Source organism: Mesorhizobium sp. W016, assembly GCF_054719485.1.
The window spans coordinates 5,277,002-5,296,048 of sequence record NZ_JBTTIF010000002.1 but is presented as its reverse complement, the minus strand read 5'-3'; the positions used below and the strand labels follow the sequence as shown (position 1 = coordinate 5,296,048).

The 19,047-nt window shown below is 61.6% G+C and carries 20 protein-coding genes; 4 read left to right on the top strand and 16 right to left on the bottom strand.

Annotation, left to right across the window (positions count from 1 at the left end):
• Nucleotides 1–40: 40 nt before the first annotated feature.
• The 3 genes from ACYG9V_RS26110 (at nucleotide 41) to ACYG9V_RS26100 (ending at nucleotide 3,500) form a co-directional block, all read left to right on the top strand.
• Complete coding sequence (locus ACYG9V_RS26110; protein ID WP_352763285.1) at nucleotides 41–1,321, top strand: NAD(P)/FAD-dependent oxidoreductase; 1,281 nt, start codon at nucleotides 41–43, stop codon at nucleotides 1,319–1,321.
• Nucleotides 1,322–1,340: 19 nt separating this feature from the next.
• On the top strand, nucleotides 1,341–2,312 hold the full coding sequence (locus ACYG9V_RS26105; protein ID WP_023687785.1) for an amino acid ABC transporter permease: 972 nt from the start codon (nucleotides 1,341–1,343) through the stop codon (nucleotides 2,310–2,312).
• A gap of 624 nt (nucleotides 2,313–2,936) precedes the next feature.
• Nucleotides 2,937–3,500 carry a sigma-70 family RNA polymerase sigma factor gene (locus ACYG9V_RS26100; RefSeq protein WP_023667968.1) on the top strand — a complete coding sequence of 188 codons (564 nt, stop codon included), beginning with the start codon at nucleotides 2,937–2,939 and terminating at the stop codon, nucleotides 3,498–3,500.
• Here the strand turns inward: ACYG9V_RS26100 and ACYG9V_RS26095 are convergent, their stop codons facing one another.
• The 11 genes from ACYG9V_RS26095 to ACYG9V_RS26045 form a co-directional block, all read right to left on the bottom strand.
• Nucleotides 3,501–3,677 (bottom strand): hypothetical protein, encoded by a 177-nt coding sequence (locus tag ACYG9V_RS26095; protein WP_023704587.1) that lies wholly within the window; start codon nucleotides 3,675–3,677, stop codon nucleotides 3,501–3,503.
• Nucleotides 3,678–3,819: 142 nt separating this feature from the next.
• On the bottom strand, nucleotides 3,820–4,038 hold the full coding sequence (locus tag ACYG9V_RS26090; RefSeq protein WP_352763284.1) for a hypothetical protein: 219 nt from the start codon (nucleotides 4,036–4,038) through the stop codon (nucleotides 3,820–3,822).
• A gap of 73 nt (nucleotides 4,039–4,111) precedes the next feature.
• Complete coding sequence (locus ACYG9V_RS26085) at nucleotides 4,112–5,014, bottom strand: class I SAM-dependent methyltransferase (protein ID WP_352763283.1); 903 nt, start codon at nucleotides 5,012–5,014, stop codon at nucleotides 4,112–4,114.
• 4 nt (nucleotides 5,015–5,018) lie between these two features.
• Entirely contained in the window at nucleotides 5,019–5,996 is a 978-nt protein-coding gene (locus ACYG9V_RS26080; protein WP_352763280.1) for a GNAT family N-acetyltransferase, read from the bottom strand.
• Nucleotides 5,997–6,004: 8 nt separating this feature from the next.
• The gene (locus ACYG9V_RS26075; protein ID WP_352763277.1) at nucleotides 6,005–7,162 is read right to left on the bottom strand and encodes a glycosyltransferase; all 1,158 of its coding nucleotides are present in this window, start codon (nucleotides 7,160–7,162) and stop codon (nucleotides 6,005–6,007) included.
• A 6-nt stretch (nucleotides 7,163–7,168) separates the two neighbouring features.
• Nucleotides 7,169–8,101 carry a glycoside hydrolase 5 family protein gene (locus ACYG9V_RS26070; RefSeq protein ID WP_352763274.1) on the bottom strand — a complete coding sequence of 311 codons (933 nt, stop codon included), beginning with the start codon at nucleotides 8,099–8,101 and terminating at the stop codon, nucleotides 7,169–7,171.
• Nucleotides 8,094–8,855, bottom strand: a complete 762-nt coding sequence (locus tag ACYG9V_RS26065; protein WP_023667975.1) for a TIGR04290 family methyltransferase — start codon at nucleotides 8,853–8,855, stop codon at nucleotides 8,094–8,096. The genes ACYG9V_RS26070 and ACYG9V_RS26065 overlap by 8 nt, the downstream gene beginning before the upstream one ends.
• Nucleotides 8,856–8,858: 3 nt before the next feature.
• On the bottom strand, nucleotides 8,859–9,662 hold the full coding sequence (locus tag ACYG9V_RS26060) for a sugar phosphate nucleotidyltransferase (protein ID WP_352596994.1): 804 nt from the start codon (nucleotides 9,660–9,662) through the stop codon (nucleotides 8,859–8,861).
• Nucleotides 9,662–10,762, bottom strand: a complete 1,101-nt coding sequence (locus ACYG9V_RS26055; RefSeq protein ID WP_023687793.1) for a CgeB family protein — start codon at nucleotides 10,760–10,762, stop codon at nucleotides 9,662–9,664. The genes ACYG9V_RS26060 and ACYG9V_RS26055 overlap by 1 nt, the downstream gene beginning before the upstream one ends.
• A gap of 14 nt (nucleotides 10,763–10,776) precedes the next feature.
• Nucleotides 10,777–11,373: a histidine phosphatase family protein gene (locus tag ACYG9V_RS26050; RefSeq protein WP_023667978.1), complete on the bottom strand. Its 597-nt coding sequence runs from the start codon at nucleotides 11,371–11,373 to the stop codon at nucleotides 10,777–10,779.
• Nucleotides 11,370–12,473, bottom strand: coding sequence for an inositol-3-phosphate synthase (locus ACYG9V_RS26045; RefSeq protein ID WP_023681094.1), 1,104 nt, complete (start codon nucleotides 12,471–12,473; stop codon nucleotides 11,370–11,372). Before ACYG9V_RS26045 ends, ACYG9V_RS26050 begins: the two co-directional genes overlap by 4 nt.
• Before the next feature lie 85 nt (nucleotides 12,474–12,558).
• Here ACYG9V_RS26045 and ACYG9V_RS26040 point away from each other — a divergent pair, with 85 nt between their 5' ends.
• Nucleotides 12,559–14,373, top strand: coding sequence for a hypothetical protein (locus tag ACYG9V_RS26040; RefSeq protein ID WP_352763272.1), 1,815 nt, complete (start codon nucleotides 12,559–12,561; stop codon nucleotides 14,371–14,373).
• 8 nt (nucleotides 14,374–14,381) lie between these two features.
• Here ACYG9V_RS26040 and ACYG9V_RS26035 read toward each other — a convergent pair whose 3' ends face one another.
• The 5 genes from ACYG9V_RS26035 to ACYG9V_RS26015 form a co-directional block, all read right to left on the bottom strand.
• Nucleotides 14,382–14,567: a hypothetical protein gene (locus ACYG9V_RS26035; RefSeq protein WP_023667982.1), complete on the bottom strand. Its 186-nt coding sequence runs from the start codon at nucleotides 14,565–14,567 to the stop codon at nucleotides 14,382–14,384.
• Between the two features lie 94 nt (nucleotides 14,568–14,661).
• A complete protein-coding gene (locus ACYG9V_RS26030; protein ID WP_023681096.1) occupies nucleotides 14,662–15,702 on the bottom strand; it encodes a UDP-glucuronic acid decarboxylase family protein in 1,041 nt (346 codons plus the stop codon).
• Nucleotides 15,703–15,725: 23 nt separating this feature from the next.
• Nucleotides 15,726–16,829, bottom strand: a complete 1,104-nt coding sequence (locus ACYG9V_RS26025) for a CgeB family protein (RefSeq protein WP_023725529.1) — start codon at nucleotides 16,827–16,829, stop codon at nucleotides 15,726–15,728.
• Entirely contained in the window at nucleotides 16,826–17,920 is a 1,095-nt protein-coding gene (locus tag ACYG9V_RS26020) for a CgeB family protein (protein ID WP_352626563.1), read from the bottom strand. The genes ACYG9V_RS26025 and ACYG9V_RS26020 overlap by 4 nt, the downstream gene beginning before the upstream one ends.
• Nucleotides 17,917–19,047, bottom strand: a complete 1,131-nt coding sequence (locus ACYG9V_RS26015) for a CgeB family protein (protein WP_352626565.1) — start codon at nucleotides 19,045–19,047, stop codon at nucleotides 17,917–17,919. The genes ACYG9V_RS26020 and ACYG9V_RS26015 overlap by 4 nt, the downstream gene beginning before the upstream one ends.

Sequence of the window (19,047 nt, the reverse complement as noted above, 5' to 3'; positions counted from 1 at the left end):
CTGCAAAATGCTCTAGTGCCGCCACCTCATCATATTGATCATGACATGTCCTGACACCTATTACCGACGCACGCTTGCCGACAACACCATCAGGCCGCCGCTGAGCGGCGTTTCCGAGTGCGAGACAGTCGTTGTCGGCGGCGGACTGGCCGGCCTGACGACGGCGTTGCAGCTGGCTCGCGCCGGCCAGCAGGTCGTCGTGCTTGAGGCGCAGCGGATAGGATTCGGCGCTTCCGGTCGCAATGGCGGCTTCGTCAATCCCGGTTTCGCCACCGGCACCGACAACATCGCCGCGATGGCCGGCGTCGACGCGGCACAAAAACTGCACCGCCTGTCCATCGAAGGCGTCGACTTCGTGCGGCAGACGATCCGCGATCTAGACATCAAGGCGGCAGAGCCGCGCTCCGGTATATTGAGCGTGCTTCGCCACGATGGCGGCGCCGCGCTCAAGGCATATGCGGAGCAACTGGCGCGGGATTTCGACTATCGGCTCGACTATCTCGATCGCGACCAGGTGCGAGCGGTGCTGAATTCCGATCGCTACCACCAAGGCCTGCGCGATCCCAGCGCCTTCCACATGCATCCGCTTAACTATCTGCGCGCCGTTGCGGGCGAGATCGAACGGCTGGGCGGCAGGATATACGAGAGAACGGCTGCCGTTGAAGCCAACCTTGACGGCGCCGAAAAGATCTTGCGCACCGACAGCGGCGAAGTGCGCGCCCGCCAGGCCGTAGTTGCCACCGGCGGATATACGGGCCCACTGGTCGGCCGGCTGCAGCGGGCATTTCTGCCTATCGCCACTTACGTTATGGTGAGCGAGGAGGCGCCTGACCTCATCGCCAAGGCGATTACGACGACCGACGCCGTCGGCGATAACCGTCGCGCAGGCGATTATTACCGTGTTGTCGAAGGCGGCAGGCGGCTGCTCTGGGGAGGGCGCATCACCACCCGGGCAGCCTCATCGGGCGTGTTGGCGAGGCAATTGCGCCGTGAGATGGTCACCACTTATCCGCAGCTCGAACACCTCAAGACCGAACTCGCCTGGTCCGGGCTCATGTCTTATGCCCGGCACATGATGCCCCAGATAGGCCCGTTGCAGCCGGGCGTCTGGTACCTCACGGCTTTTGGTGGCCATGGCATCAACACCACGGCGGTCGCCGGCAAGTTGATCGCCGAAGCCATACTGGGACAATCGGACCGCTACCGGCTGTTCACACCCTTCGGCCTTGCCTGGGCGGGCGGCCCGGCTGGACTTGCGGTTGCGCAACTCACCTACTGGAAGCTGCAGGCGCAGGATTGGTGGCGCGAGCGGGCCCGCTGACCGCAGGGAGATCGAAGACGTGATCGGCCGACTATTGCTCAACCACCCGGACGCGGCGCGCCGGGTTGGCGTGTTCTTCGTGCTCGCCGCCATCGCCGCCGGCCTGTATGGGCTCGGCATCAAAGCCAGTTGGCTCGGCAAGCTCGTTCCGGGGTCGGTCGAGTGGCTCGCCGCCAACCCGGACGTCGGGCGGGCGGTCTCGGCGGTGCTGATCGCATTGATCTTGGTGGCGAACTGGAACGCGCTGCGGTATCTCAGCCGCAAACAGCAGATTGTGGCAGTTTGGATAGAGCTGTTCGTGTTGCTAATGTTGTTTTTCTATTCCTTCGACCTGTCCTTCGCGTTCATCGCCAAGAAGATCGGCTTCCTCGTCTCGAAGGGTGTAGTGACGACCCTCTACATTTCGGCCATTTCGATCGCCATCGCCACCCTCATCGCCTTCGTTGGCGCCATCGCCAAACTTTCCCGCAACGGCGTGGTCTATGGCTTGGCGACCTTCTATACCTCTCTGTTTCGTGGCTTGCCGTTGTTAATGCAGATCTACATCATCTATCTCGGCCTGCCGCAGATTGGCTACGTGATCGGCGCCGTGCCGGCCGGCATCATGGCGCTGTCGCTCTGCTACGGCGCGTACATGACCGAGATCTTCCGCGCCGGCATCGAAAGCATCTCGCGCGGCCAGACCGAGGGTGCTACGGCACTCGGCCTTAGCGCTAACCAGACGATGTTCCTGGTGATCCTGCCGCAGGCGATGCGGGTCATCGTGCCGCCAACCGGCAACCAGTTCATTGCGATGCTGAAGGATTCTTCGCTGGTCTCGGTGGTCGGGGTCTGGGAGATCATGTATCTCGCACGCACGCAGGGCCAGACCGAGTTCCGCCACATCGAGATGCTCATCACCGCCTCGATGATCTATTGGCTGCTCTCGATGGGGCTCGAGTTCCTTCAGTCGCGGATCGAGGATCGGTTCGGGCGCTCACTCAAGCGCTGATCGTCATCCGTGATCTTCGCCAAAGCGAGTTGCACAGCACCGCAACAGCCAGCTTCGGAGAGAGCAACTGCAGATTGTACGCGACAGCACGCCGTTCGGCGACGTCGTCAAGGGTGAATCAGCCAGTATTTCATCGGCTTAGACCGGTCGCCGCGCGCAGAGCAAGTGCTGGACGAGCATGTTCGTTGGCCGGCCTCCCGGCAACTACGACCGATTGCTGGACTTCACCCGCGCCAACAAGTTAACAAAGTCAACAACTTTAACATGTCCTCCGGGCCAACCATTATCGCTGTGTATCGATGGTAGCCGAGTTCGCCACGTGGTTCGCCAATAGGTTTGTCAGGCAGTGGTTTGCGCGTTACCAGCCGCACGACTCGGTCCATGCCCTGCACAGCCAAACGCACCGGCGAGGCTTCCCGGGAATGAAGCTCGGCATGGTGTTTCGTTCCTTTGAAGTGGGCGTGTTTGGGGGAAGACCGTAGTCGGCGTGTTCGCGCCCGGTGGAATTTTCGAAGAGTTGTTTCCAACGGCGGGAACGAACCAAACTTCCATGCATTTAGCTCTGGCTTCGTTCATTCACTCTTTCTTCTGGGAGCTGGACCATTGTCATCCGGAGGCTATCTCTTGGCCGACCAACAAACCAATGACGTTTCCATCGTTGATCTGATACCTGCCCTGCGGGCTTTCGCGCGCACCTTCTGCCGCGTTCCAGACGATGCCGACGATCTGGTGCAGGAAACGTTGACCAAAGGGCTCGCCAACATCGACAAGTTCGAACCCGGTACACGCATGAAGTCGTGGCTCTTCACCATCATGCGCAACACCTATTACACCCGGATCAAGATCGCTGCACGGGAAGCGCCAGGCCTTCTCGACTGCGCGTCTTCGAGACCGATTTCGGAAGCTACCCAGGAATGGACCGTTCAGAGCAAGGAAGTTCACGGCGCCATCCAAAAGCTGCCCGAACATCAGCGCGAGGTGCTGATGCTGATCGGCGTTTTAGGAGTGGGCTACGAGGAAACCGCCGAAATCTGCGGCTGCGCGGTAGGGACGGTCAAGAGCCGGCTGAACCGTGCCCGCGCCAACATCCTTGAGCTACTCGGGGAGAGCTCGTTGCAGACATTGATAGAAAGGCGAAATCAGCTGTCGGATGGTCAGCTCGATATAGAGGTCGACAGCCGCAGATAATCAGCTCTTCACGTCTCGCCGACGCTTCTCGACGAGAGCGTTTTGCAATTCGATCGCCAGCTTGGACAGGCGGTCTGGTATCTTTTCCTGCTCTATGGCGGCCAGCAGGGAAGCAATCTCCCGATCCACTGCCATCTCGACAAGCAGATCCGTGGTATCGTCGCTCGAATGAGACATCACGTTCTCTTGATAGCATCCCTAGATCCAAGTCTGATGATGAGCGCTCGGCACTACAAGGCGTTGTCGGCCGCCGAGAGGCTCACCGGCGGCCCTTGCACAGTTTTTCCTCCGTGCCGCGGCAAGACGCGGCGCGGTGGCGTCAGTCCTTCAGCAACCGGTTTGCGGCGTGATCCTGAAATTGATCGGACTTGATTCGATTGCCGTCCAGCCCGCGCTCTCGGCTATGTTGCTTCCTGTCGCGGTTGGACAAAACCGCGTTTTCCTCGATCTTGTCCTTGTCCAAGGTGGTCATTGCGCCGGGGCCGGCACCTTTGCCTTGGCTGCCTTGGTCGAAATGCTTTTTGCCGCCGGATGCCATGATCTCCTCCTTCGAATCCAGGACACCGATCGGTGCCGACGCCCGAACCGGCATCGCGCTGTAATGTTCCGTCTCACCCAGCAAGCAAGAAGGCGTCGCCATCCCATGACCGAAACGGCTTCTCGCCGTCGATGACGACCCGCAATTGGTGAGCTTGCGCAAGACGGCCGATGTCGGCCCGGTCCAAAGAAAGCGATCCGCGATAAGAATAGTTCAGCAATGCGAGCCGGCCCGGCCGTTTGAGAACGCGCGCAATTTCATCGAAAAGCCGCTCAGCCATGCCGGCCAGGACCAGGTAGGGAAAGCTGTCGACCGCCAACACGCAATCGAAACTGTCGTCGTCGAAGTCGGCCAGATCGAGACCGGAGGTTTGGCGCAGTTCGACATTGCCGAGCGCTGCGCATTGCTCGGAGGCGATAGAGATCATCCGCGATGATATGTCGATGCCGACCATCCGCTTGAAGGAATTGGACAGCGCGCGCTCGAAACGTCCGATGCCGCAACCGATGTCGAGAATGTCTCGTTCAATTCCGGTGAATTCTCGCGCCTCAAGCCATTCAACGATTTCGTCGGTCATGGCTGTCAGCCGCTCGTCATCGCCAAGGGATCCTAGCTGGACACTTGCGGCTGTCGAAATTGCTGCCGCGGCATCAAAACTCGAGGCCAGCCGCGTGACGACTGCGATATCCGTCTCGCCGTTACCGCGTTCATGCCGAACGGCGCCGCCTGTCGCTCGCAAAGTGGCAAGGACGCCCGGTCTGTGGCGCAGCAGTCCAGCGACCTTTCGCAGTCTTTCAGCATCGCCGGTATCCGCCGGACGGACTTTCAGCACGACCTCCGCCAATTCCGCCGCTTCAATTGTGGGCGGCAGGTGAAGCGCCAGCCTGACGAGAACAGCTTCGGCGCAGGCACCATCGGCCACACAATCCTCGACCGCCCGTCTGACCGTTGTCCGGCGCTGCGCGTGCACACTCATGACATCAACTCCGCGTCCAGATCCTCCGCATCGTCCACCTGTCGACGGCGCCCCAGCCATATTTGTAGGCTTCCTGGCCGCGCAGGAAGTCGAACTCGCGCGCATCCTCGCGGATCGACTCCGCGATCGCGTGGCCGATCAGGATCGCCCCTGGGCTCTCCTCGGCATAAGCAGGATCGAGGCCGCCGAGATAGGCATAGGCGCGGCCGCGGTGGTGAAATCCGTAATAGGCGGCGACAGTCGTGCCATCGATCGCGAGCAACCAGCATCGGACCAGACCGTGAGCATCGAGCAAGGGAAGTGAAAGCCCATGGAAGTGCTGCACGGCGGGGTCGGCCAATACACCACCTCCATGTCCAACCCAGCGTGCATGGTGCAGGCGGATCAATTGGTTCAGGAAGTTCTGATCGCCCCGGGCTGCCGCCAACGCGAGCCGGCCGCGTCTGGACGCCGCTTGGCGCGCCCGGCGCAACTGGCGCCTGCGCCGAGCGGGAACGCAGCCGGCCAACGTTTCGTCGCCGGCAACAGCAAGCACAGGGCAGGCTGCATGAATTGCCGGCCTCTCGACCGTTAAACCGGGATGCGCGATCGTAAGACCGGCACTGTTTTGCGGCAGATCAGACAATATCCATTGTGACCACCCGACCGAGCAGATCGTTTCGGCAATGGTGGCGACAACCGCCGCCTCGATATCCCGGACAGCCAGGATGTCCAGATAATCGCTGAGCGAAATACCGACCGGAAGCAGCTTCGAACCGGCCGTTCCATGCTCAAGATAGAGTGGCGCCAGCCCGACCAGATCGCCGCCACGCCAGACCGCGACTGTCGCCAGTTCACCGGGTGCGAATGAGCGCCACCATGGCACCAGCCAGGCGGGGGATTGGAACGGCGTCGCAGAGGAACTCTGCTCCCACAGTTTCCACCAGTGCGGCGTCAAAGCATCGAATTTTACGGGGTCATCGATGATTTCGCTGCGCAACACTGCTTTTCTCACGGTGCCGCAGCGAAGCGCCGGCAATCTGTGCCAAGTTGTGCCAGCGCCTGATAGGCAGCCATATACGACGAGATCATCCGTTCCAGCGAAAACCGCCGTCGCGCCTCCACCCGGCACGCCTCGGCGTCCAGGCTGGGCGCCGCAAGAATGGCTTGGGCCATCTCGTCGACTGTGTTGACGAGAAAGCCCGTCCTGCCGTGCTCGATGACATCCGCAAGCGCACCATTCGGGAATGCGACCACCGGGGTACCGCAGGCGAGGGCCTCCATGGCGACAAGCGAGCTTGTCTCGGCGGCGAGGCTTGGAATGACCAGACAGCGGGCTGCGTTGAGAAAGCGCCTCTTGGCGTTAAAACCGAGCGGGCCCAGGAAGCGGCGGCGAGCATCAAGACGGGATTGGACCTCGTCGCGAAAGTAGCGCGTATGTGTTTCGTAGGGATAGACCTTGCCGCCGATGACCAGGGGCACGCCCGCCTGTTTGGCCGCGTCCAGGGCCAGGTGAATGCCCTTTTCCGGGCAGACCCGGCTGAGAACCAGGGCAAAGTCTCGCTTCGGCTGCACCAGGCTCAGTGCTTCGATGTCAACGCCGTTGGGAATCGGCGCCACCAGTCTGGCCCCTGGTGGCGCCGTTTGCTGCTGGGTGGGCGAGACCGCATGGAGCCACAGGTCGTCGCGCGTCGGTCGCAGAGCCTCGGCCGGATACCAGTCCAAGGGCAGGTGGAGGCTCACCAGGGTCGGACCATCGTCGGGCAGATAGGCATGAAAATCGATGCCGTGCAGATGAACCACATCGATCGGCCATCGGGCGCGGGCAGCGGCGATCGCTTTGCGATGAGCCTGCTGCGCGCGGCTCTTCGCCGCCTCGTCGAGCACGCCGTTTTCAGCCGGTATTTCCACAAGGGTACCGCTGGCGCTGGAGCCGCGGCAGCCAATGACGATAGAGCGGTGGCCGGCGCGAACCAGCGCCCGATCGAGCATCGACAGAACCTGTTCGGCACCGCCGACAGCATCGGGTCCGACGGGTGCGAGAGGGTAGGCGACATTGAGGATAGTGAGCGCCGCGGCTGGTTGGGCCTCGGTCCCGTACGCCGCACCACCTGTCGATGGTGCCGCTAATTCGTCCAATGTGTCGGGCGTCTGATGCATCGGTAGCATGACATTTCACGCTGCCGAGGCCCGCCGCGTCGGGAGCGAATTGGACGCCATGCCGGGCGCATAGCGGCGGATCATGGTTGCGCAGAATTCCGCGAACTCCTCCGGCACCAGAGGTGGGCTGGTGTGGTGGGGCATCATTCCGCGATGCTGCGGTGTAAAGCAAAAGGTGACCGTCACGTCGAAATCGGCGAGTGCCTCCATCTGCCGGTCAAACCAGTCCAGCGCGTTCGGCCGGAAGCTGTCTGCCCAGGAAAGCCCCGTGCGCATATTGGTGACGCCCAGCCGCTTCATCCAGGCGACGGCATCGTCCAGCCGGGGGTCCTCGAAATGAAACCACTGCACCAGCCCCATTGCGGGCGTGTAGCGCAGGAACTCCTCCAGCGCAGGTTTTGGCGTACCGTCCTGGCGCAGCAGCCCCATGTGGAAATGTCGATAGTAAGAAGAGCCCTCCGCCTCGCGATGCCGCGTCGTTGCTTCCCATTCGCGCGGAAGATCGTAGAGGCTGTACCACTGGATGCGTGGTGCGTTGCCAATCAGCAACTCAGCGGTGCGCTTGAGCCCCCAAACCTGGATTTCTTCCGCGCCGAAGGTTGATACGCCGACTTCGCTGACCCAGATGGGAAGGTTGGTGACGGTCGCGATCTCGCCGATCTTCTGTGGCCATTCGTGGATCTGCCACAGGTTCCAGTCGAGCGGAAAGCCGTGCACGGCGACGGCATCGATATGGTCCAGCACGCCGAATTCCTTCATGCGGGTGATAAAGCCCGGATCTATCGGCGAGATGCCACCGAGTACTTTCGTCAAAGACGGGTTCTCTGACGCGATTGCGTCAGCCGACAAGATCGCCATCCTGGCAAAGCGGCTCCAATCGGGATCGAGCTCTGGGTCCCAATGCGATTTGTTGTTGGGCTCGTTCCAGATCATGGCGGCTTCAATCATGGAGCTGTCCTTTCGAGGGGTAGATGGCGCCGCCGCCGGCCGGGTCCCCGGCTGCGCGGCAGAAATAGACCTCCTGCTCGGGGTGCAGAACGATCTCGAAACCGGCGCTGCGCAGCATCGCTTCGGTGCAGGCGCGGTTTGGAATCCACCAGTTGGTGGGATCGTCGGCATAGCGGTGCTCGATGAAATGCAGCTTGGGAAACTGCGGCTGGTCGAACAGGTCATGCGTCCAGAAATGATAGTTTTCTTCCAACTCGGGCAGATCCGCGCTGCCGCGCTGCATGGACTGGAAGATCATCAGGTCACGGGCGACATGTTCGCGGATCAGGTCGAGCGCGAGCAAGGGGTGGCGCAAATGGTAAAGCACCCCCATGAACAGCACGACATCGAATGTCTCGCGCAGCGAGCCGACGTCGTAGACCGAAAGCTTCTGGAATTCGATCTCGCAATCGGCAACCTCGGCGGCAAAGCGAGCCTGCGCCAGGTAGGCGTCATCGAAATCGATGCCGAGGACACGGTCAGCACCTCGCCGTTTCATCTCGATGGAGTAAAATCCTGCATTGCAGCCGATATCGAGTACGGCTTTGCCCCTCAGATCAGCGGGAATGGCATTGGCAAATTTGCGCCATTTGATCAGCGGGTAGTTGCCCAGAAAATGGTTGGGAGCGGTTTGGACGCCGGCAAGTTCCATGTTGTGGAACCATGGGCCGAGCGCATCGATGCGGCGGCGGATTTCGGCATGGGAATGCAGCATGGCTCAGGCTCCTTCGCCAGGAACGACGGGTACATGCGACTGCGCGCCGGGCATGATCATGGTGGGCCGGCGCTGCGCGGATGAGGCGTCGTTTTCAAGCAACCGCAGAGCTGTTCGATAGCCGTTGAAAGTGCCGACATCGACATAGTCCGACCCAGCCCTGACACCAAAAGCTGTACCGCCGGCCGCAATATAGGCGTTGACCAAAGTGCCGATATATTCGTCACTGCGCTCCCGCTCACGCCAGAGTCCCGCAAGCTGATGCAGGATATGGCCCGGCATCTTGAACGCACCCCAAACCCAGTTCGTGGCGGCATCCTGCCGCTTGACCTGGATTTCGATCACGCGCTCGTGGACGTCGATGACGACGGCGTCGAAGAATTCCGGCTGATCCACCGGGAAAAGCAGAAATGAGAGCTGATCGTCGGGCAAATGGCGGAAACCGTCCTCGGGAAACCAGATCGTATCGGGAAGGCCGACCAGGACGACCTCGTCGGGCGCGACGAGGGGCGCCGCCCGGAAGATCGCATCGCACAGACCGACGGGGTTCGGCTGCACCACGAAGAGAGCCGCCGCGTCACCGTAGCCGGCGGCGTAGTATTCAAGGATGTCGGATTTGCCCGATCCGATGATGAAGCAAATCTTGTCGACGCCGGCCTGCACCATGCGCCGTACCAGATACTCGCTCACGGCGCAGGGACGCTCGGTCTGTCCATCGATCCGGCTACCGACCGGCAGCAGCTCTTTCGAGAAGCCGAGCGGCTGAATGCGGCTGCCGCGCCCGGCAGCGGGTACGATGCCCAACATCAGACCGCTTCCCTCATCGGTTCGCCGGGAGATCTTTGAAAGGCATCGTTCAGGATGCGATCCAGTTCCGCCGCGCGCCGTGCGGAAGTGTGTTCGCCCAAGACCCGGTCGCGGGCACGCCTTCGAATGCCGTCGAGCTCGCACTCCGGCAATTGCAATGCGGCGACCACATCATCGGTGTCATGCGCCAACAATATTTCGCGGCCGGGTTCGAAAAATTCGGCTAGGCCCGGCCATGCATCGGTGACGATGGCAGCCCCACACGCGGCCGCTTCGAAGAGCCGTCCCGACGGGCACCAGCCCTTTTGCGCCATCGCCTCCCGGGTGACGTTCAGTGTCAGGCGAGATGATGAGAAGAAAGCCGGATGGTCGGCTGGCGGAAGATGCCTGACAAAGAAGATGTTGTCGCTCCATGGGAATTCCTGCGGATATTGCGCGCCGCCAATGATGAAGCGGTGGTCAGGCAGGCGCGCGGCCGGGCGGACCAGCAGCTTTTCGACGCCGGCCTGGCGATCCGCCGCGTAAGTTCCGAGATAGGACAGATCACCGGCGAATTCGGCCCGCTTCTCTGCCGGCCGGTGTTGGTCGGGATCGACATGCCCATAGAGAGGTACCACGTGACGCGCGCCTAAAACCGACTTAAGCGCCTCGATCGCCGAGCCGCCGGTGTAACTCAAAACGAGGTCGAAATCGGCAAGACCCTCAGGTCCGAAATAGGGCGGACGCTCGCCTTGCTCGATGCGGGCAAGCGTGACCGGAGTGTCGAGATCGTAGAAGACACGCAATCCGCGACCTGTCTGCTGCGCCAACCGCGAGGCCTCCACGGCGTCGGCACAGTAGGAAGTGACGACGACGACATCCGCTTGCTTCATTGCCCGCTCCGCAACGCGACGGATGTCTTCCCAGTCCGGATAAATGACGACGTTGCCGCCATCGAGCCGATCGAGATCACGCGTCCCGGCATAGTAGGGGGTATCGCGTTCGAAGAAGGTGATGGACCATCCCAGCCGACCCAGGGCGCGGATCAGTCCCCGCCAGAGCGTGGCATGGCCGTTGCCCCATGATGATGTAACGGTGAGACCGAAAATGACCATCTGCATCCGGAAAGTCCTCGTCAGGCAGCTTCGTTCATTCGCAGGAGCTTGGAGCCCCAGTCACCCGACACGATCGTCGTGATCGAGGCTGGATCGATGTCGAAGCGGAAGCAGTCGCCGACCGGCAAGCCAAGCACCTTGCAGACGGCGGCTTTGATCACGTCGGCGTGGCTGACCAGGGCGACACACTGATTCGGATGCCGCTCGCGCACTGCGTTCATCAGTGCGACGATCCGCTCCTGGACATCCAGCATGGTCTCGCCGCTCGGTGTCCTGGCCTCCTGCCGCTGGTCGTTCCACGCCCGCCAACCGGCATCGCCATTCAACTCGTCGAAGGTCTTTCCCGACCAATCGCCGAAATCGATCTCGTCGAGTTCGGCGCAGATCGCGATTTCACCGACGCCGCAGGCAAGCGCGATCGGCACGGCCGTCTCTTGCGTACGCTCACGCGGGCTGCACAAGATGGCTTCAATCGGCTCCCGGGCCATGCGGCCACCAAGATGCGCGGCCTGCGCCTTCCCAGCCTCGCCAAGGCAAACGCCATCCATCCGTCCTGCAAGATAGGAGCCGACATTGTCGTGCGCTGCATGACGGATCAAAAAGAACGTTGTCGTCATTCCGCGGCATCCAGCAAAGGCTCGTCCTTGCCGGCGATGAAGGCGAGCGTGCGCTGCCGCGCTTCGGCGTCGGTGAACTGTTCGGGAGGCGACTTCATGAAATAGCTGCAGGGACCGGTCAGTGCTCCCGCTATGCCGCGATCGAGCGCAAGCTTGGCGCAGCGTATCGCATCGATCACCACGCCGGCTGAATTTGGAGAATCCCAGACTTCCAGCTTGAGCTCGGCGTTGAGCGGCACGCCGCCGAAGGTCGTCCCTTCCACTCGGATATAGGCCCATTTGCGATCAGTCAGCCACGGTACGTGGTCGCTGGGTCCGACATGAATATTGCCCGGCTCCAGGGGAACATCGAACTGGCTGGCCACGGACTGGGTCTTGGAAATTTTCTTTGATTCCAGCCGCTCGCGTTCCAGCATGTTGAGGAAGTCGGTGTTGCCGCCGAAATTCAGCTGATAAGTGCGATCGATGCGCACGCCGCGCTCGCGGAAGAGATTGGCCAGCAGGCGGTGAACGATGGTCGCCCCGACCTGGCTCTTGATATCATCGCCGACCAGCGGCAGCCCTCGCTGCTCGAAGCGCCGGCGCCATTCCGGACGTGAGGCGATGAAAACGGGTATGCAGTTGACGAAGGCGCAGCCGGCCTCAAGCGCGCATTCGGCGTAGAAGCGCGTCGCCTCCTCGGAGCCCACCGGCAGGTAAGAGACCAGCACGTCGGCGCCGCTGTTGCGCAGGATTTCGCTGACGTCGGCAACCGGCTCCGGCGCCTCCTCGATTTCGTCGCGCAAGTATTTTCCGATGCCGTCAAGTGTCGGTCCGCGCTCGACGCGAACGCCGTTTGCCGCCGCATCGGCAAAGCGGAACGTGTTGTTCGGGGCGGCGTAGATTGCTTCAGCGACGTCGAGGCCAACCTTGCTCCTGGCGACGTCGAATGCGCAGACAATCTCGATGTCGTCGACATGGTAACCGCCGAGGTCGGCATGCATCAGCCCTGGGATTGGTTCGTTGCTTTTTGCGTGACGATAATAGGAGAGGCCCTGCACCAGGGAGGATGCGCAATTGCCGACCCCGACGATACCGACACGAACCTTTTTCGATCCCACGAAACTGCCGCCCTATGCTGTTCAAAGGTAAGTTCCTGCAGCCGAACCACCAGCGTGCCGGAATGTTCCTTGGCCTGCCGAAAAATTGCGCAAGACAGCATGGATCGAAGCAGCGCTCGCTGCGTTGCCGCAAGGCGAAGCATTGGAAAACCGATCGATGATTGTTTACGGCGACCAGAAGCGGAGGCAGAGCGCAGAACGGCTTCGCGATGCTGCGAGCGAAATTGCTCAAAGTCTGGACCGCATGGCTCATGGCGTCCGACGCCATGCCGCGTTGGTCGGCCTATTCATCAGCGTATCGGAACTGGTTCGCGCGCTTGCCGATGTCGATTTCGAGAACAGGGGCATCGACATCTTTTCGCCGCGGCAACAGCAAGGCGCCAGATTGCTGGTTGGTCTTGCGGCAGAGGTGGCGAAGTCGTGGCGAAGCGGTTTCGCCGTGGGCGGTGGCATCGAGCCGGGACTTCTCCAACTGCTGGACGGGTTGGATTGCGAGGCTGAGGTTCTGACCGGTTCTGCCGAGGGTTACGCGCATTACGCGCTTTATCCCGAAAGCTATTTGGGAGCGGCGCAGGAGTCAGGTCTCGATGCGAACACATGCGTGATCGGCATCCGCAGCATCGGCCTGGGGCTTGCCGCCATAGTGGCTGCCGCGATTGGCGCGCCGGCGCCGTTCAGCGTTCGTCCGGTCGGCCATCCTTTCCGCAGGCACATCAATGCCGATCCGCGCTCGATCGCTTCCTGGAAGAACAATCCATCGGCACGCTTCGCCGTTGTAGACGAAGGTCCCGGTCTGTCCGGCAGTTCGATGCACGCCGTCGTCGCGTGGCTGCGGGAACTGGGTATTGGTATGGACCGCATTCACCTGTTTCCCAGCCATCCTGGCGACCCGGGCATCGAAGCGTCACGGGAGGCCAGGGAGACATGGTCGCGCTGTCCGAAACATGTGGCGACGGCGCTCGAATGCACCTTCCCCGAAAGCTCGAACATTCCCACGCTTAGCGAATGGGTGGCCGAGGCGGTCGGCAGCCCCGAATTACGCCTGACCGAACTGTCTGGTGGCGAATGGAGGAGCGTCCACTACGTCGACGAAAAGCATTGGCCGCCGAGCCCGCGCGGCATCGAGCGGCGTAAATTCCTGGCGTCCGCGGGGTGTGGTCGCTGGCTCGTCAAATTCGCCGGCCTCGGCGAAACCGGACGGCGTAAGAGACGAGCCGCGGAAATGTTGGGGAAAGCCGGGTTCGGATCGCAAGTGGTCGGGCTTTGCCACGGCTTTCTGGTCGAACGGTGGATTGACGGCACCACGATGGACCAGGCGCCGCTGCCAAGAGGAAGGCTGGTCGCGGAGTTGGCGCGCTATCTAACCTGGCGGGCGCTCAATCTCCGAACCTGCGAACCGGGTGCATCATTGCTCGCACTCGCGGAAATGGCTGTTTCCAATACATCTGAAGCCCTGGGCGAGAACCGAGCGGCGACGTTGCGCCGTTGGCTCTCGAAAAAAACCCCTGCGCATGTTCTGCAGCGGGTGGAAATCGACGGAAAGCTTCACGCGTGGGAGTTTCTCGTTTGTGCCGATGGCACGGTGGTCAAGACAGATGCCGTCGACCATTGCCGGGCACACGATTTGATTGGCTGCCAGCCGATAGAGTGGGACATTGCCGGCGCCTGTGTCGAATATGGACTGTCCGACAGCGATGTGACGACATTGGTCGAGGGGATGGGGCTCGATATTGACAATGGCCACATCGATTTTTTCGAACCCTGCTATTTGGCGTTCCAAATCGGGCTCTGGAGCACGGCTGCGCAATCCGAAAATGGCCAGGAAAAAGCAAGGCTGGCCGGGACGGCAGACCGATACAGGGCGGGGCTGATACGATTCCTGGACGAATCTCAGGTGTAACGTTTCGATCAATCCAGCCTTCGCAGCATGTCTGCTTCCTGCTCAAGAATAGCGGCCACTTCCTCGCGCTGCAGATGCGTCATCATCAAGCTGACGCAGCACTCGAGATAGGTGATCGAGGAGCGCCGCAAATAGGCAGCCGCCTCGCGTTCGGCAATCTTGTCGACATCCTTCGCGGGTCGCTTGGGTTGCATGAGGATGATCCTCCGTATCGGGTCCCTCCCGCCAAACTACAAGGTTGGATGGATGTTCCGCACGATCTCCGGGCAGGTCCGGCCGCGGCCCACGTCATGCAGGAAGGTTCTGCAGCCCGCCTGCGGGTCTCCTTTTGGCAAGGCCTGTCATCTGATCGCCGATGCCGGTGCCTTCGAGCGCCGCGAAATAATCGATCGTCAGCTTGAGCCCTTCGTTGAGCGGCACTCTCGGCGACCAGCCGAGCAGCGTTTTCGCACGCGAAATATCAGGCTGCCTGCGCCGAGGATCGTCTTGCGGCAGGGGCAGAAATTTCAGATCCGACTTGGTGCCGGTCATCGCCTTCACCAATGCCGCCAGTCGCACGATGGTGAATTCTCCGGGATTGCCCAGATTGACCGGCTTGCCCGGATTGGGGTCGATGTTCATCAGGCGCATCAATCCATCAATCAAGTCGGAGACATAGCAGAAGGATCGCGTTTGCTGGCCGTCGCCGAATATCGTCAGCGGACGCTTCTCGAGCGCCTGCATGATCAAATTCGAGACGATGCGACCGTCGGCCGGATCCATTCTCGGACCGTAGGTGTTGAAGATGCGCGCGACGCGGACGTCGGCCTTGCCGGCCCTTAGATAGTCGAAGCAAAGCGTTTCGGCGGTGCGCTTGCCCTCGTCGTAGCAGGCGCGTGGGCCGGTGCAGTTCACATGACCGACGTAGTCCTCCCTTTGCGGGTGTTGTTCCGGATCGCCATACACTTCGCTCGTCGAGGCCTGCAGCAGTCGCGCGTCATTGCGGACAGCGAGTTCGAGCAGGTTGAGGGTTCCGATCACGCAGGTACGCGTGGTGTGTATCGGGTCGGCCTGATAACGCGGCGGTGAGGCGGCGCAGGCCAGGTTGAAGATGTGATCCACGGGCTCGCCGAGATCCAGTGGCCGGCAGATGTCCTGCTCGATCAACCGGAAACCCGGCCGGTCCATGATCGAGATGATGTTTTCCATGCGCCCGGTCAGAAAATTGTCGACGCAGATCACGCGCCAGCCGTTGCGGAGCAATACTTCGCAAAGATGCGAACCGAGGAAACCCGCGCCGCCGGCAACAAGCACCGTCTTTGCCCTGTGCGCCTTTCTTGTCTGTCGCATCGCTGTTTTCTCCTGTCTGCCGTTCATGCTGCACTTCCAATGTCGAGATCGAGGGCCGTCGCCCTTGGTTGGGTCAGCGCCGCCACGAATTCGCGAGCCCTGGCCCCACCGGTGTGGGAAGCGAGGACGAGTTTGCGAGCCCGGCCGGCCATGGCCAGGCGTGCGCGCTCGGACTCGCCAACGAGGATATCGATGACTTCGTCCGTCTCCGCGGCGGTGTGGATCGCCGATGCGGGAAAGAAGCTGTCGAGCCCTGGCCAGTGGTCGCTGACGATGGGCGTGCCGCAAGCCGCCGCTTCGAACAGGCGCACGCTGGGCGACCATCCTGCGGTGATCATGGAACTGCGTGTGACATTCAGCGTGTAGCGCTGACGGCTATAGAACGCGGCGTGATCGGCTGGCGGCAAATGTTCGATGCGTTCGACATTGTCCGGCCAGATGATGTCGGATGGATATTGGGAGCCGGCCACGACGAAACGGAGGTTCGGCATATGCCGTGCGGGCTCGAGCAGCAGAGCGTTCAGCGTTGTCTGCCGGTCCATGCTGTACGTGCCGAGATAGCCGAGATCCCAGCGGATCGGATCTCCTGTCGGGTGATGCCGTTCTGGATCGACCGAACAATAGAGAGGTTCGGCATGGCGCGCGCCGAAGTCTTGCGCCAGATGGTTGAGCGTTGGTCCGCCAGTGAAGGAGAAATAGACATCGAAATACGGAATTTGCCGCGAACTCAGATAATCGCAATCGTCGGCTGAAAGCTTGGCCAGGGTCACCGGGGTGTCGATGTCGTAAAAGCAGAGCTGCCCCTTGCAAAGCGAGGCGACGATGTCGATGACCTGGCGTCCTTCTGGAACAAAGGATCCGATGACGATGATGTCGGCCTGCTCCAGGCACTGTGCGTAGTCGCGTTGCAGCTCCGCAGTGGTTTCGTAGTAGCGCAAGGCGCAGAACTCCGGATCGCGCAGATCGCGGTGATTGGCGTACCAGGGCACGTTGCGCTCCAGAAAAGTCACCCGGTGACCGAGTCCGTGCAAGCCTTTCAAAAGACCCCGGAAAGTCGTGGCGTGGCCGTTTCCCCAGGATGAGGACAGCGACAGGCCGAGAAAGACGATGTCCAGTTTCTTGGTCATTCCGCTGCCTCCACGGCCCCGTGCTCGAAATGACGTTTGAAGACGGCATCCGCCACATCCGCCCGAAGCGCGTAGGTATGGTCCGCCAGCACGCGGTGAAGTGCGGCTTGGCCGATTGCCTTGGCCCGCCCGGGGGTCAGCGAGCGCATTATTTCGGCGACATCGCCGCCGTCACGCGCGACCAGGATCTCCTCGCCTGGTTTCAGGAACAGTTCCACGCCCAGCCATGCATCCGTGATGAGACAGGCGCCCGCGCCGGCCGCCTCGAACACTCGCGTGGCCGGTGAAAAACCGTTGGCGGCCATGCTGTCGCGGCTGATGTTCAACACGGCTTTTGGGGTGACATTGAAGGCGTTGTGATCGCGGGTGCGGACATGGCCGAGCCAGCCTACATTGGTGGGGAGCGGCTTGTCGCCCCAACCCGAGCCTCCGAGCAGGAAACGCTGTTTCGGCAGCTGGCTGGCGGGATCGAGGAAAAACGATTCGACACGCGCTTCACGGTCCGGCAGCCGGTTTCCGAGGAACGCCAGGTCGCAGGCAAAATGCGCTTTGCTGGCGACCGGATGGTGCGTTTCGGGATCGAGCGCATTGTAGATGGGCACGCACTCCTTGGCGCCCATGGCACGATAGGCCCAGACAACGGGATCGCCGCCACCATAGGTCAGCACGAGGTCGATCTCCTGCAGTGCACGATGGAGCGGGTGGTCCGGCTCGTCGCGCAACTGGGCAAGCGTGGCTGGCGCATCCACGTCCCAGAATACGACAAGCGCGTCGCTGCGGGCGTGGTCGAGAACGGCGCGAAGCAGCGCCTCGTCTTCGAAACCGACGCCACTCGCCTTGACGACGATGTCGGCGCCGGCGGCACGTGCCGCGACCTGCATCAGCGCATGCTGGGTCGCCTCGTAAACGACGACAGTGCACCAGTCGGGAGCTTCGATGTCGCGGTTCTTCTGCCGGTCGTAGACATCGGGTTCGTAGAACGTGATCTCGTAACCCAATTGCGAAAGTGCCTTGAGCAAACCGCGATAGTACGTCGCGGCACCGTTCCAGTAGGACGACAAAAGGCTCGATCCATAGAATGCGATCTTCATGCGACGGCTTCCTTTGCGGCTGTCGGGACGGCGGTGTGTCGGTTCCCGCATTGCGTGAGCACGCCGAGCAACTCGTCGACGCGGTGGCGGCAGGTGTGCCGCGAGCGGATGGTCTCGAGACCCGAGGTCACCAGGGAGGCCGCAAAGTCCTCGTCGGACAACACCGTCCGAAGCTGTTGCCGCATTTGCGAGCCATTCTCGGCAAACAGGAAGTCGACACCGGGCCTGAAAAGCTGCTCGACATCGGACCATGGCGCTGAAATCAGCGGAATGCCGCAGGCGAGTGCCTCGAACATGCGGATCGTCGGGATTCCGGGCAACCTCTCGCGATAGGGGCGCCGTGGGATGTGAACGGTGACACGATGCGCGGCGAAAGCCTTCGGCACGTCGGCATTGGCAATCCACCCCTCATAGCGCAGTCCTGCGGTGGCCAGATCCGCAAGTGCGGTCTTGGGATAGCGTACGCCGTGAACAGCGGCATCAAGGCCGAGATCGTGCACCGGCTCGATCAGAAACTCATTGAGTTCGGCGGTCCGCTCATCATCGCCCCAGTTGCCGATCCAGACCAGATCGGAGGTGGGGCGGATCTCCGGGTGCGGCTTGAACAGGCGATCGTCCGCGGCTTCATGCCAAGTGAAGACGCGCTTGCCCCAGCCGGCGCGCAAATAGCTCTCACGCAAGGTCTCGCCAAAGGCGAGAACGCCGTCATAGTGCTCCAGCCGGAGCGCCGAGAGCGCCTCGGTCGCCGACACGGCCCGGTGGTGGGTGTCATGAAAAAGAAGGATGAAGTTGCCGCCGGCGGCCCGGGCACGGCCAATACGTGCGACAAGCTCCGGATCCGTCCACTCATGAACGATCACAACGTCGGCCTCAGCGATCCAGGCTTCATGATCAAATCCGGCATCGTAGGTCACCGGCATCAGTTCGGGGAAATCCTTGCGGAAGCGTTCGATGGCGAACGACCCCTTCTCAGCCAGCAGATTCAACCGGCTCCAGCCATCCGCCGGCTCCAGCGCAATCGCCTGATGCCGGCGCTGGACCAGCTCTCGCATGACGCCGCGCAGGAAATGGGCATTGCCATGATTCCAGTCGGAAACGACCGAATGGGTGTAGAACACAAAGCGCAT